Genomic DNA, 26,815 nt, shown 5'->3' on the forward strand with positions numbered 1-26,815 from the left:
ATTCCTTCGCTCGTTGGGCAGCCCGCACGGTAATGGCAGCGATCACACCGCTCACGCGTTCGGGCTCCCCTGCTTCAGCTGCGCCGTCAGCTCTTGACCCTCCTGTACGGCGATGTCGAAGTCCGGATCCTGGTAGAGGCGAATCCGTCCCCGATGATCGACGATCACTGACGCGACCGCATGGAGATCAGCCTCCGAGGACGCTTCCAGCGCTTGCTGGAGATCGGCTTCGAAGGTCTCCTGATCGCCGGGGAACCCAAGTCCGGACCGCAGCGCAGCCCGAATGTCGCCGATGGTCCTCAAGGGCAGTGATGCCGGGATCGGTGCCTCTGCGCGCTGTGCGCTCACAGTCTTCTGCTCCTTGTTCTTCCCGTTCCACGAGGAGTGTTCTACGTCTTCACGCCCTCATCCTGTGCAGCCGTCGCTTCGAACCGATTTTGATCGACGAAGGCCGGCGCGGTCAGCGGGATGACCAGTCCGGGCAGGGGCATGAAGACGAGGGACGCCATGTCCTCAATATCCAGGCCGGGCAGCCCCGTGCGCCTGGTGGTTCGGCCACCGACCACCTCGCTCATGGGCGCGCGGGGCGACGCAGGCCCGGGGAGGACGGCAGTCGGACCCTTTTTCCCACCTATGGGTGAGCGACGCGTTCACCTGGAGTGCACCGTCCCGGCACCCTTCCAGGTGAACGCGTACCCCCTGCACCGGTTCTCGGTGCGGCTCCGCGAAAGGCCCGGGGTGGCCTCACCACGGGGCGCGGCACATCCGGTGGCGCAGGGGGAAGCGGGCGGCGGTCTCAGCCGAGGTGCCGGGCGAAGAACCGCAGCGTGCTGTCCAGCTCGAAGACCGGGATCTCCCCGTGCCTGCCCGGGTTGGCGTGCAGGGTCTTCTCGGCCGATCCCAAGGCGTCGAACAGCGCCAGGCCCTGGTCCCGCGGCACCCGCTCGTCGTCCCACTGCACCAGGAACTCCACCGGAACGGTGATCCGCGCGGCGGCCCCGGCCGACGCCAGTGCCCCGCCCAGGCCCAACACCGCCGCACGGACCCGGGGTTCGGCCGCGACGAACGGAACACCCAGCCCGCACCCCAACGACACACCCCAGTAGCCCACCGGGCCGGCGCCGACGTACTCGAGTTGCTGGACCGCGTCCAGGACCGCCCGCCACTCCGGGACGGTCTGCCGCGCCACCAGCGCCTGGAAACCGGCGATCAGCGGAGCCAGATCCTCCCCGGCCGCCACGCGAGCCTGGTTCTCGGTCGCGATCCGGTCGTACTCCTCGTCCTTCGGCCGGTCGCCGTGGCCCGGCACATCCACCGCCACCACCGCGAAACCGCACTCGGCCACGAAGCGCCGCGCACGGACCGCGACGCCGGGAGCCTTCTTGTGCTGACCGCCGCCGTGCCCCATCAGGACGAGGGGCCGAGTACCGGCGGCGCCTTCCGGCGACCACAGCACGCCGGGGATCTCGCCGAGGGTGAAGAGTTGTTCGCGGACGCCGTCGGACGACGTCTCAGAGCTGAAGCGCATAGCGTTCTGAGCCTTTCGGGATGCCTTCTGCGGGCACTCCCCAGACCATGCGAAGGAGGGAGCCCCGACCTGTCACAGCGTTGATCGGTCTCACCTCCTCGGTTCGCAGCAGCGCACGGCGGCGCCGAACGTACCACGCAGCACCCGCCCGCGTCCGCGCAATATCACCGGCCGACAGCCGCCACTCGACGCGTCACGCTTCTCCGGCCGACGGGGCGGTGGAGTCCGCGTTCGGCGACGGCGCCCCGGCCGCGGTTTCTCGCGCGGATCCAGCCGAGGCCGCAGCGATCACCGCAGCGGGTCCGGCACGACACAGCGCGCACACCTGCGATCTGGTCGGCACGCCGATCACGACGGCACAAGTGGCCGACCGGCTCGGAGTTCCGTACCGCGCCATCAGCCCCGGCCTTGCCGACCTCCTTGGCCGCCCGGGTTCACCCGGTGCTCTCCGAGCCGATGTGGGCGAGCACCGTAGCGGCGCCGTCCTCTGCGGCGATCCCGCGGGCGAGTTCGGCCGCGCGGCGGCGGTGGGCCGGCTCGGACAGGCAGGCCGTGATCGCGTCGCCGAGGGCTTCGGCAGTGAGGTCCTGGAACGGCACGGGCCGGGGGGCGACTCCCAGCTCGTACAGCCGAGACGCCCAGAACGGCTGGTCGGCCATGACGGGTACGGGCACGGCGGGCACCCCGGCCCGCAGTCCGGCCGCGGTGGTACCCGCCCCGGCGTGATGGACGACGGCGGCGGTGCGGGGGAACAGCCAGTCGTGCGGGACGTCGCCGACGGCCAGGACGTCGGTGCCGCAGCCGCTCAGTCCGGCCCACCCCGCCTGCACCACCGCGCGCACGCCTGCCCGCTGCACCGCCGCGGCCACCAGCTCACCGAGCCGTTCCCCCTGCCCCGGTGCCATACTGCCGAACCCGATGAACACCGGGGGCGGACCGGCCTGGAGGAAGTCGACCAGTTCGGCCGCGGGTCGCCAGCCGTCCGGCCGCGCGGGCCACCAGTAGCCCGCCACTTCGACCCGGGCCGGCCAGTCCTCGGGGCGCGGCACCACCAGCGGGCTGAAGCCGTGGAAGACCGGCCGGATGTCCACCGGTGCCGGGGGCGCGCCGGCGGGCAGCCCGAGGCGGGCCCGCAGCCGGGGCACGGCGCCCGCGAAGACCCCTTCCGCGCGCCTCAGCACATCCCGGCCCGCGGCGAGGTTTCCCTCCGTCCCCAGGTCGCCGGTGCTCCGCGCGTTGGGCAACGGGAACCGTCCGGTGGCGAACGCCGGTACGAGGTAGGTGCCGATGACGGGGACACCGAGCGCTTCACCGGCCGTCCGGCTGAGCGGTGCCGTGCCGAAGGCGGTGAGCAGCAGGTCGGCTCCGCCCGCCACGGCCTTTGCCACCCCGTCGGCGAGCCCGTCCGCGTACGCCCTCGTCAGCGCCCGGACCTCCTCCCGCGACGTCGCCCGGGCCCAGTCCCGGATCAGCCCCTGCGGGTCTCCCGGCACAGGCCGGTGGTCGAGACCGCACCCGCCGACGAGTGCGGCGAAGGTCGGGTGTGCAACCACGGCGACCTGATGGCCCGCGTCCAGCAGCCGCCGCCCCAGTCCCGTGTAGGGCGCGACGTCTCCCCGTGAACCGGCGGTGATGATCACAATCCGCATGGAGTGATTCTCCTCGGCGAAGTGCCGTCCGGTCACCGTCACCGACCACAGGGACCCCTCAGCCTCCTGACTGCTGCGACCCCGAGTCCATGGGTGCTGTCGTTACTCATGAACATCGAACACCGCCACGTCGGCGTGCTGTTCAAAGCCCCCGTACATCCGCTGTCCAGAACTCGTGAACAAAGCCAGTTGGAAGGCCTTCGGTGAACGGGTCACAGGAATACAGAAGTCGGGCATAGGGCTTCGGGTGTCCGAGACATCGGAGCGGCGTGGGCCACTGCACCCGGCGTCCGGGCGCCGGGTCGTCGGCCACTTCGTGTCGAACTGGGACAGCTCGCCTCGGCGTTGGCCGCGTTCGAGGCTGCCGCTCTGCCGGGCAGGCGTGCGATAGGTTGCCCGCCATGACCGAGCTCGGACCCGTCGCCTGGCCGCCTGCCCCGATCAGGACCGAGCGGCTCGTGCTCCGCGAGTCCGAGGCCCGGGACCGTGCGGCGTTCATCGAACTGTTCGCCTCGCCGGAGGTGCACACCTACCTCGGCGGCCCCCGACCGCGTGATGAGCTCGAGCGCGCGGTGCCCGAGGTACCCGGGCGGCGTCCCGGCGTCTTCGTGATCGAGCTCGACGGAGCGGTGATCGGCACGGTCTCGCTCGACCGGCGCGACGCGGAGCGTCCGGGACACCTCCGTCCGGATGCCGGGGAGGCCGAGCTCGGCTACGTGTTCCTGCCGGAGGCATGGGGATACGGGTACGCCGCCGAGGCGTGCGCGGCGGCACTCGACTGGTTCGCCGACGCGCTTCCCGGCGAGCCGGTGGTGCTCTGCACCCAGACCGCCAACGACCGCTCGATGCGCCTCGCGGCGAAGCTGGGGTTCACCGAGGTGGAGCGGTTCGAGGAGTTCGACGCCGAGCAGTGGTTCGGCATGTGGTCCCCGGTCACGCCGTCCGGTTGAGCGCGTACCCGACGGCGCGACGGATCCACGGGGCCACCGATCGGTCCTCGGCCTCGGCGCGGTGCGCCCGGCTCCTTGACGACGAGCTCGACCTGCCCTGGTTGAATATTCGAGCTCGTTTCCTGAACAGCGTGGCCGCGTAGGGTTCGGGCATGGGACTTCTCACGCGCACGCGCCTGGCCGCCTGCGCGGCGGTGTTGTCGACCCTGGCGGCGGGTCTGGGGATCAGGGCCGTGATGACGGGTGACATCGCCAAGTACGCGGGCGACGCGCTCTACACGGTCCTGGTCCACGTGCTCGTGGTGCTGGTCGCGCCCCGGGTGAAGCCGACGGCGGCCGCCGCCGCGGCCCTGGGCTTCAGCTGCGCGGTGGAGCTGTTCCAGCTCACCGGGATCCCCGGTGAGCTGGCGGTGCACAGCCTCGCCGCCAGGCTCGTCCTGGGCTCCACCTTCAACGCGCCCGACCTGCTCTGGTACGCGGTCGGCGCCGTCCTGTCGACGCTCGTGCACACAGCGGCACGGCGTCCTGTGGTCACCACCGTCGGTCAAGGATGAGTTCCCCGGCTTGCCCCGGACCGTGAACTCCGTCGCGACGGGGCCGGACTCACGGCCGAGGTCCACTCGGCCCATCGGATAACCCGCTCGGACAGCCATCGCCGCAGGTGAGCGTAGCCATAGCCCTCAGATGCCGAGCGCGTCGGCGAGCAGGGCGCGGGACTTCGCACGGGCGTCGGGGTCGGGGATGATGTCCTGCACCATGATCTCCTGGGCGCCTGTGGCGGCGGCCATCAGCTGGAGCTGCTCGCGCACCGTCTCGGGGCCGCCCGCCAGTTGGCGCGGCCAGTGGCCGTCGGAGATGACCGTCGGCGCGTCCTTCTCCGCCTTGCTCAGTTCCCGTTCGGCCTCGGCCACGGTCGGGATCGTCGCGGACGGCCCCATACGGCCGAGGCGGGCGTAGAGGGCACGGGTGGACCAGACGAGGCGCCGGGCCTCGGCGTCGGTGTCCGCGACGACGACGTTGACGGCGAGGATCGCGCGGTGGTCCGTGCTTCCGAACGCGGTGGGGGTGAAGGCACGGCGATGCTCCAGCAGAGCCTGCTCGGCCCGCGCGGGATTGATGAACCCGGCGAACGCATAGCCCAGGCCGAGCCGTCCGGCCAGGTGCGCGCTGCTGCCGGAGGAGCCCAGGAGCCACACGTCGGGCCGGGTGGCCACGCCCGCCGTGAGGTCGATCTGCGCGAAGGGGTGGTCCTTGGGGAAGGCGCCGTGCAGGTAGGCCAGGATCTCCTGGACCTGACCGTCGAAGTCGTCCACGGGCCGTGCGGTGCGGTCCCGGCGCAGCGCCAGGTCGGTCACGGGTCCGGTGGTGGCGCGTCCGAGTCCGAGGTCGATCCTGCCGGGGCTGAGGGCTTCGAGTTGCAGGAAGGTCTCGGCGACTTTGAAGGGGCTGTAGTGGTTCAGCAGCACCGCGCCCGAGCCGACGCGTATCCGGTTCGTCTCGCGCGCCGCCAGGGCGATGAGCAACTCCGGGGCGTGGGAGGCGAATCCGGGGGTGTTGTGGTGTTCGGTGTACCAGATGCGGTGGTAGCCGAGTTCCTCGGCCTGGCGGGCTGCGTCGAGGGCCGACCGAAGAGCGGTGGTCTTGTCCGTGCCGGGGGTGACCGCGCCGAGTTCGACGAGGGAGAGTTTCATGCCTGCCGCTCCTTGGGGTTGCGAAGGGCCGGGTGGTTCGCGGCCGGTCCGTTCTGGTGGGGGATGCCCAGGTGGTCGCGCAGGGTGGTGCCTTCGTACTCGGTGCGGAACACGCCGCGCTTCTGCAGGATCGGCACCACGTGGTCGACGAAGTCCGCCACGCCGTCGGCGGCGTCGGGGGAGATGTTGAAGCCGTTCCCGATACCGGCCTCGAACCAGTGCTGCAGTATGTCGGCGACCTGCTCGGGGGTGCCCAGGGCCACCGGGTGGTACTGAATGGGCCCGTGGGCGATGACGTCACGCACCGTCCGGCCCTCCTTCGCCAGGCGCAGGGCCAGCGGCGCGCGCGGATCGCCGGGGTGGGCGTGGGCGTCGCGCAGCAGCTCCTCGTCGACCGGCTCGTCCAGGTCGTCCATGGTCAGCGGGACGCCGATCTGGGTGCCCAGGTAGGCCACCTTGGACGGCAGGTCGCCGAGTTCGTCCAGCTCCCGGCGCCGTTGGAGCGCCTCGCGCTCGGTGGAGGCGACCGAGGTGACGATGCCGTTGAAGACCGTCATGTGGTCCGGGTTCCGGCCGTACGCCTCGGCGGCCCGCCGGACCGCCTGCCAGTGGGCGGTGGCGGAGGAGAGGTCGAAGGGGTTGTTGTAGACGGCGTTCGCGTAGGCACCGGCGAGGGCCAGGCCGTTGGCGCCGCCGCCGGCCTGGAAGACGACGGGTTGGCCCTGGGGGGACGGTGGCAGGCCCAGCGGGCCGCGCGAGAACATGCGCCGTCCGCGCACCATCACCGGTCGGATCCGCTCGGCGTCGGCGAAGTGCCCGTTCTCGGTGTCCAGCAACAGCGCGCCCTCGGGCCAACTGCCCCACAGCGCCATCACCGAGGCGATGAACTCCTCGGCGTGCGCGTAGCGTTCGGCCCGGTCGGGGATGTCGGCGCCGAAGTTCAGTGCGGCGGCGGGGTGCGAGGTGGTGACGGCGTTCCAGCCGATCCGGCCGCCGCTGACCAGGTCCAGGGCGCGGAACTGGCGGGCGACGGTGTAGGCGTGGTTGAACGTCGTGGACGCGGTGGCGACCAGCCCGATGCGCTCGGTCTCCCGGGCGAGGGCGGTCAGCACGACGACCGGGTCGAGGGCCGCCTGCGGTGAACTCGTCGCCAGGTCCACCGTGACGGCAGGGGTGTCGGCGAAGAAGATCGCGTCGAGCTTGCCCCGCTCGGCGGTCCGGGCCGCCCGGACGAGGAAGTCGACGTCGATGAAGGCGTCCGCCTGATCCCCGGGCCAGCGCCAGGCGCCCTGTTCGATGCCCGTACCGCCGATGAGCTGGACGGTCAGGTGCATCTGTGGTTTATGCATGTCGAATCCCTAGCGATGTGGGACACCGTCGCCCCGCACCCATAAGCGGAGGCAGCATCCACTTTCGCTCGGGACGATACGGAGGTAGCCTCCGTTACGTCAAGGCTCAGAGTTACGGCAGTACGGGAGGGCCGCCATGGCGAGCGGGCAGTCAGGGGAGCGCAGGCCGCGCAGCGACACACTGCGCAACCGCGCCAAGATCCTCGACGTGGCACTCCGCCACTTCTCCGAACACGGCATCGGCACCTCACTGGAGGCGATCGCCAAGGACGCCGGCGTCGGCCCCGCCACGCTCTACCGCCACTTCCCCCAACGCGAGGCCCTGCTCGCCGCCGCCCTGCACGTCCGCGGGGAGGAACTGCTCGCCCGCCGCGCCGAGATCGAACGGATCGCGGACCCGGACGAGGCGCTGCGGCAGTGGATGCGGGTCCTCGAGGACTACCTGAGCCTCTTCAGCGGGCTGCCCGACCCGGTGATCAGCGCCCTCGAGGAGGGCGACTCCCCGCTCGCCGTGTCCTGCCAGAACCTGACCGCCATCACCGACGAGCTGCTCCGGTCCGCGCAGCGCGACGGAACCGCACGGGCCTCGGTCCAGGCCGACACCCTGTTCCTCTCCGCACTGTCCCTGGCGTGGGTCAGGAGTGCGGGAACCGCTGACAGCACCTCGCTGGAGGCCTTGAGGGCGATGACGGAGACCGGCTACGCAGGCGGAGCCGACCGTCGACCGTAGCCGGGCCACACCCTGCCAAGACCGTTGGCGAGCCACCGGCCGGCCGAGCCGAGCCGCCGGCGTGACACCGGCGGCCGACGGCACGCTCGACCACTGGGGCGGACGCCCCCTCGAGACCGCGGCCTGCCCCGACCCGGCGAACCGATGCGGTCGCTACACAGACCCACGGCCGGCTGAACTTGTCTTCTCACAGGCGTGCTTGGGCGAGGGTGGGAGGAACTGAGTTGTCGGTCAGCCACCCTGGTAGATCGTGGTGCACAGCAGCGTGGCGCCGTCGTCCACCAGAGTGGCCCAGTAGCGCGTCTGGTCGCCTGCCACCCGGCGGCAGTTGTTCGCGTCGGCGCCCGCCGGGGCGCGGTAGACGCCTGTGATGTGCATGATCTGGTTGTACGGGACGGGCACCGGCTCACGTCGGCAGTCCACGGCCGTCATCAGGCCGAAGGAGATCGAGTCGCCGGACTGCTGGCCGAGCAGGCAGTAGTTGGCGTGGTAGACGCGGGTGAGGCAGAGCTTCGTGGTGTTGCCGGTGGTGGCGGACCGATAGCTCCAGTACGACTTCCCATAGCTGGTGGGGCAGGCCGTGTCGGTGGCGCTCACCTGGACCTGCGCCTGCTCGCCGGCGCAGGACACGGGGTCCGGCGGAACATCGACGCTCCAGTCGATGCTGGTGGTGCCCCCGCGGCCCGTGTCGTGGACCGCCAGGCAGTCGCCGGCCGAGACGGCTTTGAACGCCTCTTCGGTGGGATCCGGAGTGGGTGTCGACGGCTCGGGGTCGGACTCGTCGGTGTTCCCCTCACTGATGCCAGGGCTGTCGGGGGTGTGGACGGTCGGCGAAGGCGTGTACGGGGCTGGGCTGGAACTGGATGGGGGCGAGTCGGCCAACAGGTCCTTCAGCTCCGCCGCGTTGCTCACGCCCAGCCAGGTCAGGATCGACAGCACGGATGCGATTCCGCCGATCAGTGCCAACAACTTGGCAGTGGAATGATCACTGGATGCGCCTGCCACGATGCCCTCCCCCGCCGAGGCTCAGGCGATGTTAACTATCTTGGCGCCGCTGAGAGTCGAACTCCCGTGATCCCACCCCCTCGCGGTCCCCGGCCTCGGCCGCGGCGAGCAGCCACCGCTCGGCGTGCTCCAGGTCGCCATGGGACTCGTGAAGGTGCTTGCCGAGAGCCTTCATCGCCCCGACGTCACCCGCCTCCGCGGCCAGTTCGAGGTGCGGGTCCGGCTCCCCCACACCATCCTCGACGCTGCCACCTGCCCCCTCTTCCGGCGCCCCGCCCGCCACGCGCCTCCACGGTGGCCGGCCTTCACCGTCTCCCACCGTGTCCTGTCGTTCCAAGCGTCCCTTTATACAGGTGACTTGTGCTGAGAATGTCCCGCCGTGACGCCGGCCGGGCGCGACCCTTCGAGGCCGACACCGCTCATCAGGACATCCGCCCGGCGCGCAGCCGCCGCATGTCCCGTACGAACGTGTACAAGGTGACGAGGAAGATCGCAGCTCCAGCCGCGACCCAGAGCGCCGATGCCCCGGAGCGGTACTGCTGAACGGAAACGATGAGCAGCATCAGGCCGACAAGGAGGCCGATGGTCGAGGTCAGAGCGTTGATGCGGTGAGCCATGTGGACATCATCAACGACAACCTCGGCCATCGGACGTGACCCGAACGAATCGGCTCAGCTCTCCGGTCGAAGGCCCGGTGCACGACATCCCACCGTGTCCAACAACGCCTGCCAGGAGGCGTTCGTGACGGCCAGTACCGGCCCGCCCCGCCACTTCGAGTCACGCACCCACATGCCGCCAACGACCCGCGCGCACTCCACGCACTCGGTGCCGCTGCCGCCGCTGTAGGAGGATTTGAACCAGTCGGGCTCGGACGGTGTCGTCATCAGGACTCCTTGCTGACCCGGTCGATGAGATCGGCGGAGGCCTCGAAGTCGAGTGCCTGTGCGCTGAGGTATTCGAACGCCAACCTATAACGTTCCAGTTCCTGTGGCTTCTCCATGAACAAGCCGCCACCGAGAAGATCGACGTACACCACGTCCAGTGCGGGAGTCTGTCCGCGTAGGACGGCGAAACTGCCGACGGCCGCCGCGTGAGCGCCACATGCGAACGGCAGCACCTGCACGGTGATGTGCGGACGCTGAGTCATCGCGAGCAGGTGCTCCAGTTGCTTCCGCATTACCTCACGGCCACCGACCTGCCTCCGGAGCGCCGCCTCGTCGATCACGCACCAGATGTGCGGCGGTTCCTGGCGGTCCAGCAACTCCTGGCGTTTCATGCGGATATCAACCATGTGTTGCACTTCGCGCGCTTCGCACTGCACTTCCGATGCCTGGTGCACGGCCTCGGCGTACACGCGGGTCTGAAGGAGGCCAGGGATGTACATGCAGGCGTAGTGGTCCTCACGTACAACCTCGTCTTCGAGGGTGAGCATGAGGTTCATGGACTCGGGGATGGGGTCGGCCAGGGAGCGCCACCAACCCTGAATTTTGGCGCCCTTCGCCAGTTCGACCAGGGCTGAGCGTTCCTCCTCCGTCGCGCCGTACTCGCGGCAAAGAGCGTCTACGGAAGGCCACTTGACCGTGCCTTCCTTCGTTTCGTAGCGACTCAGTGTCGCCTTCGAGATGCCGACTCTGGCGCCCGCTTCCTCAAGGGTCAGTCCCTTGAGTTCCCTGAGGCGGCGCAGGTCGGCTCCCAGTTGGCGCCTGCGGGTGGTAGGTCCGACTGCCATGTCTGTGGCCCTTCATGTCGATCCGGTAGATCGTCGTGGTCTCTCGCTCTGGACGGCAAGGCGGTTTGCGCTGGGGGCGTGCGAGAGGGAGTCGCGCTCCCACTCCTCCAGGGAGAGAGTTCCATTTTGAGAGTTTCACTGCAACTCTGAGTCGTGACGATGTCACCGTGCGCCAACAGAGGTGCGAGTCAGAGAGTGGGGTACGACGTGGACGGCTCTCGATGGATTTCAACGAGGCAGTGGAGTCTGCCGTTTCTGGCCGATGCCGAGCAGGTGTCCTTCTTGCGGAGGGCCCTGCGAACGCACTTGGAGTGCTGGGGGCTGCAAGAACTGAGGGGCAGCGCTGAGCTCTGCGTCAGCGAACTCGCCGCCAATGTCATCAAACACGTCGGGCCCGGGACGCCGTCCACGCTCGTGACCTCGCTGAACAGCACCCACCTGCGTATTGAGGTACATGACCCCGACCCCCGTGCGCTTCCCACTCTTGCCTGCGCGGACGTCGAGGCGGAGGCGGGGCGGGGGATGGCGCTCATCGAAGCCGTCAGCGACCGCTGGGGAGTCGACCTCAGCGGTGACCGAAAGGCCACCTGGTGCGAGTTGCGGGTGAGTGCTGCCAGGGCAGGCCGGCACGCAGCGCTTCCCCGGCTGGCCCGAGCCGCGGATCTGCTGAGCCTGTACGGCGGAGAGGTGTCAATGCCGCTGGGGCCTGGTCAGAGTCGGTTGGGAACGACGGTTGCCCAAGACGCGGCGATCGACATCATCACCGATCTCCTCTACTGGTGCCGCGTGTACGGACGGGACGCCGACGACGTACTGGACCAGGCCCAAGCGCACTTCGAGGCCGAGACCGAGGCTCGGTTCTCCTGAGGTAAGCAGCTCCCGGACCGGCGTGACTGGATCAACTTGCCGCGATGGCGGCCGAGTACGTCCACACGTCGGCAGGGAGGTCGTGCTTGAGACGCCAGGTGATCGCCATCGGCTTACTGCCGGTGTGCCTCTCGTAGGTTGCCGGGCCGAGGAGCATCCACGGCTGGGGCTTGCCTGTGTCCGTGTTCTTGTAGCGGCGCGCGAACAGAAGGACATGGCTGCCGCGGCGCGCGTGCTGCTGGTAGCGCAAGCCTGTGGGGGAGTCGGCTGCTATGGCGTTCTGGGACTCCCAATGGAAGAGAGAAGGGTTCAGTGCGTAGTCCTTGTAGCGGATCGTGGGTGAGAAGTCCTTCTCGTTCTTTTCAAGAGTGATGAGGAGTGCGTCCGTCTGGAGCTCATCGACCCACTGCACACCCTGAGCGAAAGACCTGGGCATCTGTCCGCCGAAGCGCGCGACACCGAGAGCGGCCAGGATCTCCGACCGGTTGTACGCGCTGTGGACCTTCAGCGGGACCTGGCTGAGGTGGCCCGACAGGGGGATCGGGAAGTGATCGGCTTCCTGGATGACGTACGACAGCACCTGCCGGAGTTCGTCCCGGAGCGCTTGCTGTGGGCGCAGGGACGCCAGGCCCTCCTCGAAGCTCGTGAATCCGCCGGCGTTGTCCCACAGGTTGAAGAACAACATGCGGGCATACGCCTGGTTGGACGGGTCCAGCGCTTCGTATGGCGGAGCGTCGTCTTCCAGGAGGCGCAGGTACGCCTGAGCCCGCTCGGGGTCATCCACATGCAGGAAGGCGTGAACGCGCTTGAGCAAGGCAGCCTCGCCGGCTGGGGATGCATCGTCGAGTAGGCCCGCTCGGCGAAGGATGGTCGTCCAGGAGTTGTCGCTCTTGTACAGCTCCTTGATTTCTCGACGGCTCTCCCGGAGGTAGTCAGCGAGACGCGGGGTGCTGTACTCCTTGACTTCCTTCACCAACGTCTTCACCGTGGTGCCCAGTTGGGTCCGGATATTTTCGAGGACGAGGTCCTTCGACTTGCCCTCCAGGATGATCTGGCAACCAGACGGCAGTTGGGGGAAGTCCCGCTCGATGTGCTCGACGAGCCGGTTCCGCGAGAGGTTGGTCAGGGCTCGGAACTGTTCCTCGAAGCGAAACTCCGCCCGGTGCTGTCCGATGAAGTCGAGCACGGTGAGTACGGGCTTCGTCTCGGTGCGCCTCAGCCCTCGCCCAAGCTGCTGAAGGAAAACGGTCGCGCTGTTGGTGGGCCGCAGGAGAAGCAAGGTGTCGACGTCCGGGATGTCGAGCCCCTCGTTGAACAGGTCCACCGAGAAGATCACCTGAAGCTTGCCGTCCCGCAGATCGGACAACGCCTGGGAGCGCACGTCCGCAGGCGAATCACTGTCCAGCGCCACGGCCTGGAAGTTGGCCCTGCGGAAGAACTCCGCCATGAAGTGGGCGTGCGCCTTGGTGACGCAGAAACCAAGGGCCCGCATGGCGCTGGGGCTGGAGACCTTGTCCCGGATCTGCTTGACCACGATGCGGGCTCGGGCTTCGTTGCCCGTGAAGAGATTGCCGAGCTCCTGATCAGAGTAGGAGCCCTTCTTCCAGTTGAGGTTCGTCAGGTCCGTGCCGTCCGGGATGCCGAAGTAGTGGAAGGGGCACAGCAGGTCGTTCTCCAGCGCCTCCCAGAGCCTCATCTCGGCAGCGATGCGTCCCTCGAAGAACTCGTCCTGAACGTTGAGCCCGTCCATCCGCTCCGGAGTGGCGGTGAGGCCCAGCAGTTCCTTTGGCGTGAAGTGTTCGAGGACGCGTCGGTATGTGGCGGCGGTGGCGTGGTGGAACTCATCGATGACGATGACGTCGAAGTGGTCGGGAGCCAACCGCTCCAACCTTTGGACGTTGAGCGACTGCACACTGGCGAAGACATGGTTCCAGTCGCGTGGGTCCGCGCCGCCATGCAGCAGTTCCCCGAACGAGGCGTCATCCAGCACCTCTCGGTAGGTGCGCAGAGACTGCTTGAGTATCTCCTTGCGATGGGCCACGAACAGCAGTCGTGGCCGACCACCGGTCGCCGACCGGCAGATGCTGCGGTAGTCGAGGGCGGCCATCACGGTCTTTCCCATGCCGGTAGCCGCAACGAGCAGGTTCCGGTGCCGCCCGCGGAGCTCGCGCTCGACGCTCAACCGCTCCAGCATGTCCCGCTGATGGGGGAAAGGACGTACTTCGAGACCGGAAAGACTGATCTTCAGGTCGGTCGTAGAGGTGCTTCCACTGGCCTGTGCCAGGGCTCCATCGAGACGCGCACCGTGAAGGTCGGGGTCATACGTCTCGAAAGCGGTGTCGTTCCAGTACGCGTCGAAGGTCGTCTCGAACTTGTCCAATACCGCGGGCGTGGCGACGGAGGAGAGACGTACGTTCCACTCGAGTCCGTCCAACAGCGCGGCCCGTGACAGGTTCGAGCTGCCGACGTAGGCGGTGTCGAATCCCGTCTTGCGACGGAAGAGCCATGCCTTGGCATGCAGCCGTGTCGAGCGGATCTCGTAGTTGACCTTCACGGTCGCACCGAAGTCGCGCACGAGACGGTCGAGCGCGTGGCGGTCCGTTGCGCCCAGGTAAGTGGTGGTGATGACCCTGATGGGTACGCCCCGCTCTTTTGCGGCACGCAGGGAGTCCTCCAGTACGCGGATGCCGTACCACTTCACAAAGGCACAGAGCAGATCGATCCGGTCCGCGGTGGCCAATTCGGCCCTCAGCTCTGAACCCAGGCTGAGGTCCTCCGGGGAGTTGGTGAGCAGCGACGTTTCGGAGAGGGGGGTGAGCGGACGGATCGCGTAGGCCCCCGGAGCCTCCTGCTCGGCAAGGGCCAGCAACTGGCGAGGTCCGTCCACGATGGTGCCGCCGGATTCGGTGCGACTCTGCTCACCAGTGTTGGTGTCTAGGGACGCCAGGATCTGGTTGGCGAAGGGAACCTGCTGGTGGGGCGGTAGCTGCTGGAGGCGGCGAGCCACGCTCTCACCGATGTGCCGAGCCAGCACATGAGGTGAGGACTCTGCGCTGACCTCGGCGTCGATGGCCTTCCACCCCGCGGCTGCAAGGTGCTGCAACTCGTCACGCACGCCGTCAGTGATCAGCTTCTCGTAGGCTCCCGCGACCGGCTGCGTGCCTTCCGCTATGTCTCCCACCAGAATCCTCTCGATCACCACGGCGATGTGTGCCTCAGTTCTAGCAGGGGGGACTGACAACCGGAGGCGTGACCGCAGTGCGAGATCAGGAGGGGTGGCCTACAGATTGCCCAGTCCGCCCCGTAGCGACGACAGCACGAGGCGTCCGTAGCGCGTGGTCAGGACTGCTGCTGTGGCGGCGACCGACAGGGTCAGGGCGATGAGGAGGTGGGAGAGCGAGTCGTCGCCCAGGACCTGGAGGATGCCCAGAGCCGTACCCACGAAAACCAGCGCCACCTCGACAGAGGCGGGCGTGTGTCGGCCGGTCCTTGGGTGCTGGTGGGCGCTTCCTGGTACCGCTTCTGTCCGTTCAGGCTGTGTACCAGGTCGCAGTGCAGAGCAGCGACCGTGCTCCCTTCGGCAGCTGCCAGGCCCCGGGATACACTGCTCCGCCCCACCCCGACCGGAGGTCATCTCAGTGTTACCTGCACGGGTACTCGCCGTTGCCCCGCTGGCTCTGGTGATTCTCGCCCTGTCCGGCTGCTCTTTCCTCTGGAGCTGTACCGACACGACGGCGGAGCGCGGTGAGGCCGGTGTGAGGGTGCAGGTCGTGAACACGTATGGGCAGCCTCTCGGCGTCACCGCCGAGGTCGTTGACTGGCGCCTTGAGCCCCACCCGCAGGTGCCCGCCGAAGGTGACAAGGTCAACTTCCACTTCCGCTTCGACGGCGCCGACGAATATTCCGGCCCCGCAGTGGACGCCTGCGCGGTCGACAAGAAGCGCGTGGCGTTGGGGTGTCAGACGGTCTATTCGTCCGGGGCGTGGCCCGAGCCTGACGGTGCCCGGACGGGCGACGACTGGCTCGATGTCGAGCACCCTGAGCAGGTTGCCGGAGTGCTGTTGATCCCCAATGACCAGTCCTACGACCGACGCACCTGTGAAGATGACATCAAGGACGGTGGTGGGATGCATCCTCCGGAACCAGCCGGCAGGGGGGACCAGCTGTAGGAGGTCAAGGCGGTTGAGCGCGAGGCACGAGCCTGCCGGCGCCCCGGTGTTCGCGCTGTTCGGTGGTCTGGTTGTGCGCCCATCGCCCCGGCTCGACCGGTCCCACCGGTGGCAAGCAGCCCGGACATGATCGAGCGGTTCGGTCGGCGGGTTCCGTCGGGTACGACGCTCGGTGTTCGGTCCGGAACACCGCGCGCGGGATCCAGTCAACCGGCGGCAGCCAGGCGGCGTCGAAGCTCCTCCTGCGAGACGTCTTCCAGGTGGGTCAGGAATACCCATATGTGCCCGGAAGGGTCCCTGAGGATGACGGTGCGGTCACCGTGGAACATGTCCTTCGGCGGTTGGAGGATCTCGGCGCCGGCGGCTTCCGCGCGTTCCGCCAGGCTGTCGACGTCCGGCACGAAGACATGCAGCGTGACGGACGTACCTCCGCCGAGCGAGGTCGGCGCGGCGAAGGAGGCGGCCTCCGCCTCGTCTGCGCCGGCGTCGCCCAGCATCAGGGTCGATCGCCCGATGGTGATCTCGGCGTGCAGAATTCCGCCGCCCGGGGCGTCGATCCTGAAGTCCTCACGGGCGCCGAACGCCCGCTGGTAGAAGTCGATCGCCGCGGCGGCGTCGTCGACCATGATGTGCGGGATCACCGCATGGCGGTAGCGGTCGGGGATCTCGATGCGGGCGGTGTGCTCGGGCACGGCGAACCTCCTTGAAAAGGCGCCGCTGGTCGGTTCCTGCGGCTCTGGAAGGAACCTAAAAACTCAAGTCTGGTTGAGGTCAAGCGTCGATGTGACCCTGCAGGTGCCTGCCCGCAGACCACCTGCAGCCCCTGTCCTGCCACCCGGCAGGCACAGCTCGCCAACTCGCTTACTCATCCGCCGACAGAGGCGTTGACACCGCGTCAGGCACGACGATCACGATCTATGGGTGGAGTCTCAAGGCCCCGCAGGCCTTTGGGCGCGCTCTGCATCGTCCCGCGGCCCCCTCCTTCCCCGGGTCGCGGAAATCCTTGGACGGGCCCGCGGGAGAGCACGTACGGTGTGGCTCCACGCCCTGAGATGGACGGAAGGAGGCGAGTGCCGTGCGGTTCACACCTTTCCAGCGCTCCCTTTTCCGCTGTCCCGGCGTGGTTCGTCACTTCTGACCGGGAGCGCTCCGAGCAGCCTGCATCCCGGAGGAATCCATGACCGATCCGGTCATCCGCGCGCTCACCGCGAGCGACGCCCGACTCTTCGACGAACTCCCCGACCCGCTGGGCGCCCGTGAAGGACATCGGCGCACCCGGTTCCGCCCCGACTGGAAGCGCGTCGCCCTGCGCGACGGCGAGGTCGTCGCACGCGGCGCGTGGTGGGGCGGCCCCGACGACTCGGAACCCCTCACCATCAACTGGTTCGACGTGACCGAGGGCGAGGAGGAGGCGGGGGCCGAACTCCTGCGCTCCGCCCCCTGGCAGGTCGAAATCGAGATCAACCTGCCGGCCGGCTGGCGGGACGAGCCCGACCTGCGCGCCGCCGCCGGGACACGCTTCGCCGCCGCACGAGCCGCCGGGTACGAACTCCTGGTGGAACGCTTCCGGTACCACTGGACCCCGGAGCGAGGCCTGCCCGGGCGGCCCGGACGCCTGCGCTTCAGCGCCGAACCCGACGACACGGTGTTCTTCGACGCGTTGCGCCGCATCCACTCCGTCACTCTGGACGCCCACGCGCTCAGGGCCATCGAGGAGGGCGGCCTCGACCAGGCCGCCCAGGAGGAACTCGACTTCTTCCACTGGTGTCCCTCCCCGCGGGAGTGGTGGCAGATCGCGTACACGCCGGAGGGCGACCTGGCGGGTATCCACATCCCGGCCCACAACCCCTCCGGTCCGACCGTCGGCTTCATCGGAGTCGTCCCGGAACAGCGCGGTCACGGCTACGCCTACGACCTCCTCGCGGAGTGCACCCACTTCCTCGTCGAACAGGGCGCGGAGTTCATCAGCGGAGCGACCGACCGGGGCAACTTCCCCATGGCCGCGAACTTCGCCAAGGCCGGCTTCCCCGTCGTCAGCGAACGCATCAACTTCCACCCGACGCGCCCAGCGGCCTAGCGAGGAGCAGCACGCGGTGAGGGGTCCGGTCCGAGGACGGGACCGGATCCCTCGTCCGCGACGTGCGGGATCTCTGCTGTGGCCGGCGGCCACCGTCTCGTCGTCAGTCCACACCACCAAGGACTCGCACGGTCTCGACGAGGGCGACCACGGTCAGCGCCGGGCCGAGCGCACGTCTGATCGCGGCGGCCCGGGCCGGCGGCGGCTTCTAGGATCTGCGCATGACAACGAGACTCGTGCAGATCAATATGAAGGCCCAGGACGACTCCGTGCTCGGTCGGTTCTGGGCGGAGGCACTGGGGTGGGGTGTCGACAGCGAGGCGCCCGGTGTGACCAACCTCGAACCCGTGGGCTTCGCCTACCCCGACCCCGTGGCCGTCTGCATCGACATCGTCGCCCGCCCGGAACCAAAAACGGTGAAGAACCGGGTGCACCTTGACCTGGCCACCACCTCGACCGCCCATCAGGCGGAGTTGGTCGCGCGCCTGAAGGGCCTCGGAGCGACGCTCGCCGACGTGGGTCAGGGCGACGTCCCCTGGACGGTCATGGCGGACCCGGAGGGCAACGAGTTCTGCGTCCTGGAGCCCCGCCCGACCTACCGGGACACCGGGCCGATCGCCGCGGTGGTGGTCGACTGCACCGACCCACGAGCGATGGCCCGGTTCTGGGGCGAGGCGATGGACTGGACGCTGCACGAGGTCACCGACGACCACGCGACCATGCGCTCCGCCCAGGGCGTCGGCCCCTACCTGGAGTTCCTCCGCACCCCCGACACCAAGAGAGGGTGGAACCGCGTCCACCTCGACGTCCGCCCCTACCCCGGTGACGACCTGGCAGCAGAGGAAGCCCGGCTGCGCGCCCTGGGCGCCACCGACCCCGGTATCGACCAGTCCGCAATCCCCTGGACGGTTCTGGCCGACCCGGAGGGCAACGAGTTCTGCCTCCTCACTCCTCGCTGACCTTGAGCAGCGGCTCCGGCCGTTCTCGGGGCAGCGGCGAAGACCGCCTGGCGTCAGCGCATGCCGCCGGAGACGGGAACGGCGTCCCCGGTGATCCAGCGTGCGTCATCGGACGTCAGGAACGCCACGAGCGGAGCGGGCCGCAGAATCCACAGCAGGTCGTCAGCGAGTCCTCTCCGAGGCGTCGTTCCCGATCAGGTGGAAGAGGAGAGCTGTTCGCGCACCCATGCCGGATCGGGGTTGGTGTGCGGGCGGCCTGCCACGATGACGGTCGGTACGGTCTCGTTGCCGTCGTTGGCCTCCCGCACCGCCGCCGCTCCGGCCGGATCGCGCCAGATGTCGACCCAGTGCAGGCTGCGGGCGCTGCGGCCCAACCGGATGCGCAGTCGCAGGCAGTACGTGCAGCCCGGCCGCCAGAAGACGATCGGCCGGCCGTCGACCGCGCTGCGGCGTTGTGCCTCCAGCGCGCTGGTCGACCTCGGGAAGACCAGAGGCGAGTTCAGGCACGCGAACAGTGCGAACAGCAGCAGGAGCGCTGCGGCTGTGCCGGGGCTCCCCCTGAAAAACAGCCTGGTTGAGAGAACCGAGCCGCAGAGCACCAGCAGCATCGGCAGGATCCAAGCACGCGTCATGAGGACGCAGACTATCGACGAGGGGACGGGCTGTTCGAGCCGGCCGAGTGGGCAGCCGGGCTCCACGGCCGCGGGGCGACTCTCGTGGCTGTGGAGCCCGTGTGTCGCAAGGTGCCCGTCAGGCCCTTCGGGAACGGGCGGCCCAGCGGGTGAGCATCGCGGTGGCCTCGGTGCGGTCCGGGGTGGGGAGGTCGGCGATGGTGGTGTGGTGGTTGGCGCCGGGGACCCACAGGACGCGGGAGTCGTGGCGGCCGGGTGGGAAGGACTCGGCGGTCGAGGGATCCTGCGTCCCGTTGACGAACAGCAGGCGGGTGCCGCTGCGGCGGACCCAGCGGTCGATGTCCGGCATCGCGTCCGGGTCGAAGCGCAGAGGGATGTCACGGGGGACGAAGGAACGCGGCTCGATGGCGCCCGGGTGGCGCAGCAGGCCGGCCAGGTGGGCGGTGGGGACGTCGAGATAGCCCATCTCGGTGCCGAGCTGGTACCAGTACGGGATGTACACGCGGGCGATCGTGTCGGCGTAGAGGGCCAGGCCCGCCGTGTCGTCCAGCCAGGTGTACAACTGGTCGGTGGTGGCGTCCGGGCCGGGAACGGCGGCGAGGTCCGCCGCGCTGCCGCCGTTCTGCCAGAACATGAAGGGGACGCGCAGGACGGCGATCTCGAACGCCTTGTCGGCGCTGCCGACGATGCGGAAGGTGTCCCCGGCGGCGGTCCTCGCGGCCTCGTAGCGGGCGACCAGTTCCGCGCGGTGCAGCAGGAGCCGGCGCTGGACGGCCTTGATCGCCTCGCGGTCGGCGGCCGTGCCCACGGTCTCCAGGAAGCGGAGGTAGGCGGAGTCGTCGCGGTCGTCGACGTTGTTCGGGGCCGCGTAGGCCACGGTGCCGTCCACGTCGTGGGGGTGGAAGCGGCGGTGGTACACGCTCGCCATGCCGCCCTTGCTGCCGCCGGTGGAGATCCACGCGCCGGGGTAGAGCCGGCGGAAGGTGCGGACGACGCGGTGGTGGTCGTCGGCGGCCTGTCGGATGGTCAGGTGGGAGTAGGCATGGGCGCTGGGGCGTGAGGTGCCGAAGTAACGGTGCTCGACCTGGAGCTGGTTGCCGCCCAGGAGGACGGTCGGTTCGGTGAACCGGGAGGTGAGCGCGGCTCCGTACCCGGTCGTGAACAGGACGGTGGGGCGCTCGGCGGACGTGTGGAGCAGGGTGAGGCGCTGCTCGAACGTGCCGGCCGAGGGGTCGGTGTGGTCGACCGGCTGGCGCAGTCCGAGCACGAAGAAGCGGTATCCCGGTGCGGCGTCCGGCCGTTCCTCCACGATCCGCACACCCGGCAGGGAGCCCAGACGTCGCACGATGTCGTCGCCGGTGGGTGCGGGAGGCGTCCCGGTCAGGGCGTGGGCCGGAGCGGACGCCATTGCGGCGAGACCGGCCGCCGAGGCCGCCGAGGCGGTCGAGAGCAGTAAGCGTCGTCTCGTCCAGAGGTGCATCGGGTGTCCTTCCCTTGACGTCGGGTGCCTCCAGTACAGCCGTCGGACGCCGAGGGAAGATCCCGTGCGCGGGGGATCCGCCTCCCCCGCAGGGGGGAGGCGGTGGAGAGGGGAGGGCACGGCGTACGGCTGAGCGGGCGGCGGTGGCGCCGGGAAACCGATGACCCCGCCCCGGGGGAAGGGGCGAGGTCATCGGTGCTCATGGTGGTGCGGGTTCCCGCACGGGGCCCGTCCCGCGGTCGGCGGGGCTGTGGCCGGGTACGGGACCAGGGGTCACTCGGGCTGCAGCGGGCCGCGGCCGAACATCGAGAGCACCTCGTAGCTCTTGTCCGCGGGGCCGGGCTCGCTCATCTCCATCGCGAACCCGCCGGTGAACAGCTCCCGGTCCACGGGGCGTTCGTGGATCCAGTCCCGGATCACCTCGCGGAAGGTGATCTTCCAGACGCCGTCCCGCTCCTCGTACCGGTTGAAGGTGCGGCTGGCGGCGATCAGTTCGCGTGACGGGTCCCCGAACCGGTGGTACGAGAGGCGGTGGGTCTCCCCCTCGGCGGTCTTCCCGTCCACCTTGTACCACTCGTTCAGCAGGTAGTGGGTGGTGTTCTCGAACCGGGGCTTGAACTCGTCGATGATCCAGTTCACCCATTCGTCCACCCCGCCTTCCTTCATGTTGCCCAGGCGGACGAAGGCGTCCTCGAAGTAGATCGATTTCAGCAGTTGGGCGTCACGCCGGTCGATGCCGCGGCAATAGGCGACCTCGAGGTCGTGCAGCCGGTCCTTGACCTTCAGCTCCCTCAGGAGGCGAAGGTCTTCCTCGGTCACCACGCTGGCGGCGCGAGCTGCGTCGTCGGTCATTGTTTCTCTCCCTCGGGTGAGGATTCAGGCAGGTGGGGGGAATGCGGGGGCGCGTACGGCAGGGTGCGGTCGGTCCCCGTCACGCGTCGAGTCGCCGGCCGGTACGGTCCGGGAGCAGGCGGATCGCCACGGCGGAGATCAGGATCGTGAGCAGGCCGTAGGCGGTGATCAGCAGGGTTCCGTTCCCCGAGATCTGCATCAGCCACGTCGCGAGCAGCGGCGCCGGTGCGGCGAACAGCATGTTTCCGCCGGTGAGTCCGAGAGCCGATCCGGTGTAGCGGACGGGGGTCGGCAGCGCCTCGGCGTAGAAGGCCCCCTGGCATCCGGTCATGAACTGCACACCGCACAGCGCACCCGTGATGGTGAGCGCGGCCATCCACCAGTTGCCCGTGTCGAGGATCAGGAAGAACGGGACGAGGAAGGCCAGCAGCACGGCGAGACCCGTGAAGAGGACGCGCTTCCGTCCGATCCGGTCGCTGGACCAGCCGCCGAGCAGGCTTGCCCCGATGGAGATCGAGTTCGCGACGACCATCAGCCCGAAGGTGGAGCTCTTGTCGAATCCGAGCTGGCCCGTGAGGTAGCTGATGGCGAAGGTGACGGTGATGTAGTACAGCGCTCCCGGCGCGGCCCACGCGAGCACCAGCAGCAGCACGGTCTTCCGGTGCTGCTTCAGCAGCCCGCGGGCCGGCTGCTCGCTCTTGCCCTCGCTGGCGAGGAAGGCGGGAGTCTCCTCGATGCGGTGCCGGATGTAGTACCCGATGGCGATGAGCGCCACGCTCATCAGGAAGGGGATCCGCCAGCCCCAGCCGGTGAACTGGTCCTCGGTGAGCCACGCGGCGAGTCCGGTCAGCGTGAGTGTGGCGAGTACCTGGCTGATCGGCGATCCCACCGACATCAGGGCACCCGCGAGACCGCGGCGCCGGCTCGCCGAGTGCTCCATCACCATGAGCTGCGACCCGGTGTGCTCGCCCCCCAGGGCGAAGCCCTGCAGGAAACGCAGTGCCACCAGCGCGAGCGGAGCCACGATTCCCACCGTGCCGTAGGTCGGCAGCAGGCCGATCAGCACCGACGCCGCGCCCATGAGGAGCAGCGTGAACATGAGGACGTTGCGGCGGCCGAGCCGGTCGCCCAGCATGCCGAAGACGAGGCCGCCCAGGGGCCGTGCCACCAGCCCGACCCCGAAGGTCGCGAACGACGCCAGCAGCGCGGTGCCCGGCGCGAGGTCGGGGAAGAACAGCTGCGGGAACACCGTGGCCGACAGCGCGCCGTACACGGAGAAGTCGAACCACTCCAGCGCGGAACCCAGCGCGCCACTGACGACCGCGCGCCGGGCGGTGGGGGTACCGCTCCCGGCCTCCGGGCCCTCCGGTGCCGTGTCCGGCCGGACCGCTTCGGCCCGCCCGTCGAGTTCACTGACTGTCATCGCTTCACTCTCCTTAGTGTTCTCACTGCGCGGCACGTCGCACGAACTCACCGGCGGTTCACGCCTCAACGGCCACTTACGCCACGGGCAGGCAAGGGGGTGGTCTCGCGCCCAGGAGTCCGCGCCACGCAAAGACACTCGTTCGAGTGTGCGTTCGCCTGCGGACATCGAGAGAATCCACTATCAGGGAGCGACTAGTCAATCATTCCCTATATGTGGGAACATCGGGGCGTGAACACTCTCCAAACTGTGGACAGGGCACTTCGACTGCTCGCACTGGCGCAGCAGGAGCCGGTCGTCACCCTCGCCCGCGCCGCCGGCGAACTGGGTGTGGGAACCTCCGTCGCCCACCGGCTCCTGGCCACCCTCGAGGCGAACGGCTTCATGCGGCGCTCGCTCGACGGCCCCGGCTACCGCCTCGGCCCGGCCATGACCGGCGCCCGCCCCGCCCACGCCGACACGGACTTCACCCACCTCATCCAGGACGACCTGCTCGAGCTGCAGACGGCAACCGGCGAGACCGTGGAGTTCGCGGTCCTCGAAGGGCAGGCGGTGCGCTACATCTACGGCCTCGCCTCACAGCACCACATGCGCATCGAAGCCCGCGCGGGAACGATCCTCCCCGCGCACACCTCGGCCTGCGGACGAGCCCTCCTCGCCACCCTCACGGTCGACCAGCTCCGCCGGATCTACCCGAACGAACCCCTCCCGCACGCGGCGAAGACCACCACCCCGACCCGCACGGCCCTCGAAGCCGAACTGGAGAACGTCAGGCAGCGCGGCTACGCGCGCAACATCGAGGAGACCCAACCCGGCATCGCGGCACTCGCGCAGACCCTCCCCACCCCGCAGGGGTACCCGCCCATCGCCATCACCATCTCGGGGCCGCAGGCACGCCTCTGCTTCACCCGCGAGGACCCCAGCACCCCGTCCGAGACGGCACTCACCCAAGCCCTGCGCCTGGCGACACAGAAGATGCAGGCGAAGCTCACCTCGAAGCTCCAGCACTAGGCCTGTCCGGCGGATCAGGTCGCAGGAAATCGACGGCGCCCTGTCAGCGGCGGTGAGCTGCGGCTGGTGCGCGCAGATGCAAGGCGGGGGAGGGCGTGCCGGCCCCGCGTCTGCGGCATGACCCGCGCCGGACAGGCCCTGGCCCGAGCGGCCCTTCATGACGGTCGTCGGGCTCGCTGTGGGGGGGCGGGGCAGGGCTGCTGTCCCGGCTGTTCGCCGCTCAGGCGCCGTGGCACTGCCCGTACGGGCGGTCCGAGCCGCACCAGCAGGGGGCCGACCGCTGCGGGGGCCAGGGGGTGGCCCGGCCGCGGGCTGCCAGGGTGGTCGCGTACTGGGGGAGGAGGTCGGTGTCGTCCGGGGTGGTGGCCTCGGAGGCGGCGAAGGCCTCGTAGGAGGGGACGGTGCCGGTGACGATGCCCAGGTTGGGGATGCCGGAGGCGGCGAGTTCGCGCAGGGCCGTCTCCACCGTGGCCAGGTGCTCCTCGTGGGAGGGGTACTCGGCGGTGAGGGAGGGGTACGCCTCCAGGAGCTCGGCCAGTTCCGGGGCCGGCCAGTGCAGGACCGCCACCGGGAAGGGGCGGGACAGGGCGGTCCGGTAGGCACCCAGTTCCGCTCGGAGGCGGGAGATCTCCGCCTCCAGCTCCGCCGGGTTCTCCGAGCCGAGCGACCAGACGCGCTTCGGGTCGTGGAGTTCGTCCAGGGTGACGGGCAGGCTGTGGACGGTGTCGGCGAGGGCGTCCCACTCGTCGTGGGGGACGCCCAGCATGCGGCGGACGCGGTGGCGGCCGAAGAGGAGCGGGTGGGTGGCGGACGGGGGCTCCGGGACGTCGGTCAGGAGGAGGCGGACCGCCTCCGTCAACGTCTCGTGCGCCGCCTCCAGTTCGTCGTGCGTCTCCAGGGACTCCGCGACGACCACCCAGGGGGCGGCGTCGCGCGGGGCCGCGGTGCGGATGCCGTCGATGATCGCGCGGGCCTCCGCCTCGTGGCCGTACTCCCACAGGTTCGAGGCCTTCAGGGCGCGGACCAGGTACGGGTTCTCCAGTTCCGTCCGCCCGGTGTCGGCGGCCAGCAGGCGGTCGTAGAGGGCGGCCGCGGCGGAGCGGTCGCCGGAGAGTTCCAGGTGGGCGGCGGCCCGCAGCAGCAGGGCCTCGGCGTCCTCGGGATACAAGCCGGCGGTCCGCTCCAGGCGTGCCGCTTCGGCGGTGTGGTCGACGTTTTCGGCGGGCGTGTCGGGGCGCATGGGTGACACCGTACTGCCGACGGGTGGCAGGAGGGGGAGAGTGTCCCGTCACACGGGAGCCGATGGAGCGGATGGGCCGCACGGACGCCGGGGCGCCGGTGCACGGGTCCTGCGCCCGCTTGCGCGGCCCGCGCGGCCCGTCCGGGAACCGTCGTACCGTCCTGGACGTTGGGATGAGCACGACGATCTGTCGTGTCGTACAGGGGCCTGATGCGCGAGGCGAAGGGGAGGGAGAGGGGGTGTGGCGAGTGATCCGTAGCCGGACGGGTTCGCGTTGGGGTGTCCTCGCCGGGCTTCTCTCGCTGCCCCGGGTCTTCCTGCCCCTGCTTCTGCTCCTGCTGCTGGACGCCGGCGGGCTCTCCGCCGCCGTCGCGCTCGCCGCGACCGCCGCGGCCGGTGCCGCGCTCGCCGCCTGCGCCGTCGTCCTCGCGCGCTGCGCGCCCGTCGTGCCGCCCACCCGGGTGCGTACGGCCCTGCGCGACCGTGACCGGCGTACCGCCTTCCTGCCGCAGCGCGACCCCGACGCCCGGGGGCGCACCCGGCCCAGAGCACCCGGACACGCCCTCCCGGCGACCGCCGTGTAGGGCACCGGTACCCGTGGGTCCGGTTCAGGTTCCTCACCACGCGTGACCCCGCGCGGGTCGTCATGCCGCCGTTCAACACTTCCGTCCCGGCACGACGAGACCCCCGGAGGGCTCACCCATGTCCGTCTTCGCCAGCCTGGTCGAGCAACTGGCCGACCTGCTCCAGCCGTTGTTCGGTCTCTCCGCGGCCGCCGCCGCGATCGTCCTGTTCACCGCGTTCGTACGGCTCCTCGTCCACCCGCTGTCCCGGGCCGCCGCACGCGGGCAGCGAGCCAGAGCCGAACTCCAGCCGAAGATCGCGGAGTTGCGGCGCCGGTACGGCCGCAACCCCGAGAAGTTCCAGCGGGCCGTACTGGAACTGCACACCAGGGAGAAGGTGTCACCGCTGTCCGGAATCCTGCCGAGCCTCCTCCAACTGCCCGCGTTCTTCCTGCTGTACCACCTGTTCTCGAGCGACACGATCGGCGGGCGGCCCAACGGACTGCTCGGACACGAGCTGTTCACCGCGCCGCTGGGCGGACGCTGGGCCGACGCGCTGGGCGACGGGGGGCCGTTCGGCGTGCCGGGGCTCGTGTACGTCGGGCTGTTCGCGGTCGTCGCGGCGGTCGCCTTCTTCAGCTACCGGCTGACGCGGCGGACGATGGCCGCGAACTCGGCGCTGTCCGGGGGCTCCGGAGGGCCCGGGGGCTCCGGAGCGTCGGGCGCGGGCGGCGCGGTGGACCAGGTGCCGGGGATGGGGGCGGTGGCCAAGGTGATGCCGTTCATGTCGTTCCTCACGCTCATCACCGTGGCCGTGCTGCCGCTGGCCGCCGCGCTGTACATCGTCACCAGCACGACCTGGAGCGTGGTCGAACGGGCCGCCCTGCATCGGTGACCCACCACCACGGCGC

Annotated in this window: 28 protein-coding genes; 10 read left to right on the forward strand and 18 right to left on the reverse strand. The window is 69.4% G+C overall.

What is annotated here, in order from left to right:
• Positions 1-51 precede the first annotated feature (51 nt).
• The 4 genes from AC6F7H_RS18020 to AC6F7H_RS18035 all read right to left on the reverse strand — a co-directional run bounded on the left by AC6F7H_RS18020 (position 52) and on the right by AC6F7H_RS18035 (position 3,177).
• A complete protein-coding gene (locus AC6F7H_RS18020; protein WP_500757976.1) occupies positions 52-348 on the reverse strand; it encodes a hypothetical protein in 297 nt (98 codons plus the stop codon).
• A gap of 41 nt (positions 349-389) precedes the next feature.
• Entirely contained in the window at positions 390-575 is a 186-nt protein-coding gene (locus AC6F7H_RS18025) for a hypothetical protein (protein WP_500757977.1), read from the reverse strand.
• A gap of 221 nt (positions 576-796) precedes the next feature.
• Positions 797-1,528, reverse strand: a complete 732-nt coding sequence (locus AC6F7H_RS18030) for a dienelactone hydrolase family protein (protein ID WP_500757978.1) — start codon at positions 1,526-1,528, stop codon at positions 797-799.
• A 434-nt stretch (positions 1,529-1,962) separates the two neighbouring features.
• Positions 1,963-3,177, reverse strand: coding sequence for a glycosyltransferase (locus AC6F7H_RS18035; protein WP_500757979.1), 1,215 nt, complete (start codon positions 3,175-3,177; stop codon positions 1,963-1,965).
• A gap of 401 nt (positions 3,178-3,578) precedes the next feature.
• Between AC6F7H_RS18035 and AC6F7H_RS18040 the strand changes: the two genes are divergently transcribed.
• On the forward strand, positions 3,579-4,127 hold the full coding sequence (locus tag AC6F7H_RS18040; RefSeq protein WP_500757980.1) for a GNAT family N-acetyltransferase: 549 nt from the start codon (positions 3,579-3,581) through the stop codon (positions 4,125-4,127).
• 152 nt (positions 4,128-4,279) lie between these two features.
• Positions 4,280-4,681, forward strand: coding sequence for a ribosomal maturation YjgA family protein (locus AC6F7H_RS18045; protein ID WP_500757981.1), 402 nt, complete (start codon positions 4,280-4,282; stop codon positions 4,679-4,681).
• A gap of 126 nt (positions 4,682-4,807) precedes the next feature.
• On the opposite strand, the gene AC6F7H_RS18050 is transcribed toward AC6F7H_RS18045, so the two are convergent.
• Both AC6F7H_RS18050 and AC6F7H_RS18055 read right to left on the reverse strand, forming a co-directional pair.
• On the reverse strand, positions 4,808-5,818 hold the full coding sequence (locus tag AC6F7H_RS18050) for an LLM class flavin-dependent oxidoreductase (protein ID WP_500757982.1): 1,011 nt from the start codon (positions 5,816-5,818) through the stop codon (positions 4,808-4,810).
• Positions 5,815-7,167 carry an NtaA/DmoA family FMN-dependent monooxygenase gene (locus tag AC6F7H_RS18055; protein ID WP_500757983.1) on the reverse strand — a complete coding sequence of 451 codons (1,353 nt, stop codon included), beginning with the start codon at positions 7,165-7,167 and terminating at the stop codon, positions 5,815-5,817. Before AC6F7H_RS18055 ends, AC6F7H_RS18050 begins: the two co-directional genes overlap by 4 nt.
• 136 nt (positions 7,168-7,303) lie before the next feature.
• Between AC6F7H_RS18055 and AC6F7H_RS18060 the strand changes: the two genes are divergently transcribed.
• Positions 7,304-7,897 (forward strand): TetR/AcrR family transcriptional regulator, encoded by a 594-nt coding sequence (locus AC6F7H_RS18060; RefSeq protein WP_500757984.1) that lies wholly within the window; start codon positions 7,304-7,306, stop codon positions 7,895-7,897.
• 231 nt (positions 7,898-8,128) lie between these two features.
• Here AC6F7H_RS18060 and AC6F7H_RS18065 read toward each other — a convergent pair whose 3' ends face one another.
• The 4 genes from AC6F7H_RS18065 to AC6F7H_RS18080 form a co-directional block, all read right to left on the reverse strand.
• Positions 8,129-8,902, reverse strand: a complete 774-nt coding sequence (locus tag AC6F7H_RS18065) for an LppU/SCO3897 family protein (protein WP_500757985.1) — start codon at positions 8,900-8,902, stop codon at positions 8,129-8,131.
• Between the two features lie 422 nt (positions 8,903-9,324).
• Positions 9,325-9,519: a hypothetical protein gene (locus tag AC6F7H_RS18070; protein WP_500757986.1), complete on the reverse strand. Its 195-nt coding sequence runs from the start codon at positions 9,517-9,519 to the stop codon at positions 9,325-9,327.
• Positions 9,520-9,573: 54 nt separating this feature from the next.
• On the reverse strand, positions 9,574-9,786 hold the full coding sequence (locus AC6F7H_RS18075; RefSeq protein WP_500757987.1) for a DUF397 domain-containing protein: 213 nt from the start codon (positions 9,784-9,786) through the stop codon (positions 9,574-9,576).
• The gene (locus AC6F7H_RS18080) at positions 9,786-10,631 is read right to left on the reverse strand and encodes a helix-turn-helix domain-containing protein (RefSeq protein WP_500757988.1); all 846 of its coding nucleotides are present in this window, start codon (positions 10,629-10,631) and stop codon (positions 9,786-9,788) included. The genes AC6F7H_RS18075 and AC6F7H_RS18080 overlap by 1 nt, the downstream gene beginning before the upstream one ends.
• 195 nt (positions 10,632-10,826) lie before the next feature.
• Between AC6F7H_RS18080 and AC6F7H_RS18085 the strand changes: the two genes are divergently transcribed.
• Positions 10,827-11,498 carry an ATP-binding protein gene (locus AC6F7H_RS18085; RefSeq protein ID WP_500757989.1) on the forward strand — a complete coding sequence of 224 codons (672 nt, stop codon included), beginning with the start codon at positions 10,827-10,829 and terminating at the stop codon, positions 11,496-11,498.
• A gap of 31 nt (positions 11,499-11,529) precedes the next feature.
• Here AC6F7H_RS18085 and AC6F7H_RS18090 read toward each other — a convergent pair whose 3' ends face one another.
• Positions 11,530-14,682, reverse strand: a complete 3,153-nt coding sequence (locus AC6F7H_RS18090) for a DEAD/DEAH box helicase (RefSeq protein WP_500761901.1) — start codon at positions 14,680-14,682, stop codon at positions 11,530-11,532.
• Positions 14,683-14,778: 96 nt separating this feature from the next.
• A complete protein-coding gene (locus AC6F7H_RS18095; protein ID WP_500757990.1) occupies positions 14,779-14,940 on the reverse strand; it encodes a hypothetical protein in 162 nt (53 codons plus the stop codon).
• 196 nt (positions 14,941-15,136) lie between these two features.
• On the opposite strand from AC6F7H_RS18095, the gene AC6F7H_RS18100 reads away from it, so the two are divergent.
• On the forward strand, positions 15,137-15,667 hold the full coding sequence (locus AC6F7H_RS18100; RefSeq protein ID WP_500757991.1) for a hypothetical protein: 531 nt from the start codon (positions 15,137-15,139) through the stop codon (positions 15,665-15,667).
• A 206-nt stretch (positions 15,668-15,873) separates the two neighbouring features.
• On the opposite strand, the gene AC6F7H_RS18105 is transcribed toward AC6F7H_RS18100, so the two are convergent.
• Positions 15,874-16,359 carry a VOC family protein gene (locus AC6F7H_RS18105; protein ID WP_500757992.1) on the reverse strand — a complete coding sequence of 162 codons (486 nt, stop codon included), beginning with the start codon at positions 16,357-16,359 and terminating at the stop codon, positions 15,874-15,876.
• Between the two features lie 485 nt (positions 16,360-16,844).
• On the opposite strand from AC6F7H_RS18105, the gene AC6F7H_RS18110 reads away from it, so the two are divergent.
• Positions 16,845-17,744, forward strand: a complete 900-nt coding sequence (locus AC6F7H_RS18110; protein WP_500757993.1) for a GNAT family N-acetyltransferase — start codon at positions 16,845-16,847, stop codon at positions 17,742-17,744.
• A gap of 221 nt (positions 17,745-17,965) precedes the next feature.
• Positions 17,966-18,703: a VOC family protein gene (locus AC6F7H_RS18115; RefSeq protein ID WP_500757994.1), complete on the forward strand. Its 738-nt coding sequence runs from the start codon at positions 17,966-17,968 to the stop codon at positions 18,701-18,703.
• Positions 18,704-18,897: 194 nt separating this feature from the next.
• Here the strand turns inward: AC6F7H_RS18115 and AC6F7H_RS18120 are convergent, their stop codons facing one another.
• The 4 genes from AC6F7H_RS18120 to AC6F7H_RS18135 all read right to left on the reverse strand — a co-directional run bounded on the left by AC6F7H_RS18120 (position 18,898) and on the right by AC6F7H_RS18135 (position 23,090).
• On the reverse strand, positions 18,898-19,335 hold the full coding sequence (locus AC6F7H_RS18120; RefSeq protein WP_500757995.1) for a glutaredoxin domain-containing protein: 438 nt from the start codon (positions 19,333-19,335) through the stop codon (positions 18,898-18,900).
• Between the two features lie 118 nt (positions 19,336-19,453).
• Complete coding sequence (locus AC6F7H_RS18125; RefSeq protein WP_500757996.1) at positions 19,454-20,815, reverse strand: S28 family serine protease; 1,362 nt, start codon at positions 20,813-20,815, stop codon at positions 19,454-19,456.
• Between the two features lie 273 nt (positions 20,816-21,088).
• The gene (locus tag AC6F7H_RS18130; protein WP_500757997.1) at positions 21,089-21,667 is read right to left on the reverse strand and encodes a nuclear transport factor 2 family protein; all 579 of its coding nucleotides are present in this window, start codon (positions 21,665-21,667) and stop codon (positions 21,089-21,091) included.
• Positions 21,668-21,746: 79 nt separating this feature from the next.
• On the reverse strand, positions 21,747-23,090 hold the full coding sequence (locus tag AC6F7H_RS18135) for an MFS transporter (protein ID WP_500757998.1): 1,344 nt from the start codon (positions 23,088-23,090) through the stop codon (positions 21,747-21,749).
• Positions 23,091-23,339: 249 nt separating this feature from the next.
• On the opposite strand from AC6F7H_RS18135, the gene AC6F7H_RS18140 reads away from it, so the two are divergent.
• On the forward strand, positions 23,340-24,101 hold the full coding sequence (locus AC6F7H_RS18140) for an IclR family transcriptional regulator (protein ID WP_500757999.1): 762 nt from the start codon (positions 23,340-23,342) through the stop codon (positions 24,099-24,101).
• 220 nt (positions 24,102-24,321) lie between these two features.
• On the opposite strand, the gene AC6F7H_RS18145 is transcribed toward AC6F7H_RS18140, so the two are convergent.
• A complete protein-coding gene (locus AC6F7H_RS18145; RefSeq protein ID WP_500758000.1) occupies positions 24,322-25,341 on the reverse strand; it encodes an SEC-C domain-containing protein in 1,020 nt (339 codons plus the stop codon).
• 248 nt (positions 25,342-25,589) lie between these two features.
• Between AC6F7H_RS18145 and AC6F7H_RS18150 the strand changes: the two genes are divergently transcribed.
• On the forward strand, positions 25,590-25,925 hold the full coding sequence (locus tag AC6F7H_RS18150) for a DUF6412 domain-containing protein (RefSeq protein WP_500758001.1): 336 nt from the start codon (positions 25,590-25,592) through the stop codon (positions 25,923-25,925).
• A 118-nt stretch (positions 25,926-26,043) separates the two neighbouring features.
• Entirely contained in the window at positions 26,044-26,799 is a 756-nt protein-coding gene (locus AC6F7H_RS18155) for a YidC/Oxa1 family membrane protein insertase (RefSeq protein ID WP_500758002.1), read from the forward strand.
• The last annotated feature ends 16 nt before the right edge of the window (positions 26,800-26,815 follow it).

The sequence above is a fragment of the Streptomyces sp. MMS24-W38 genome, assembly GCF_059889265.1.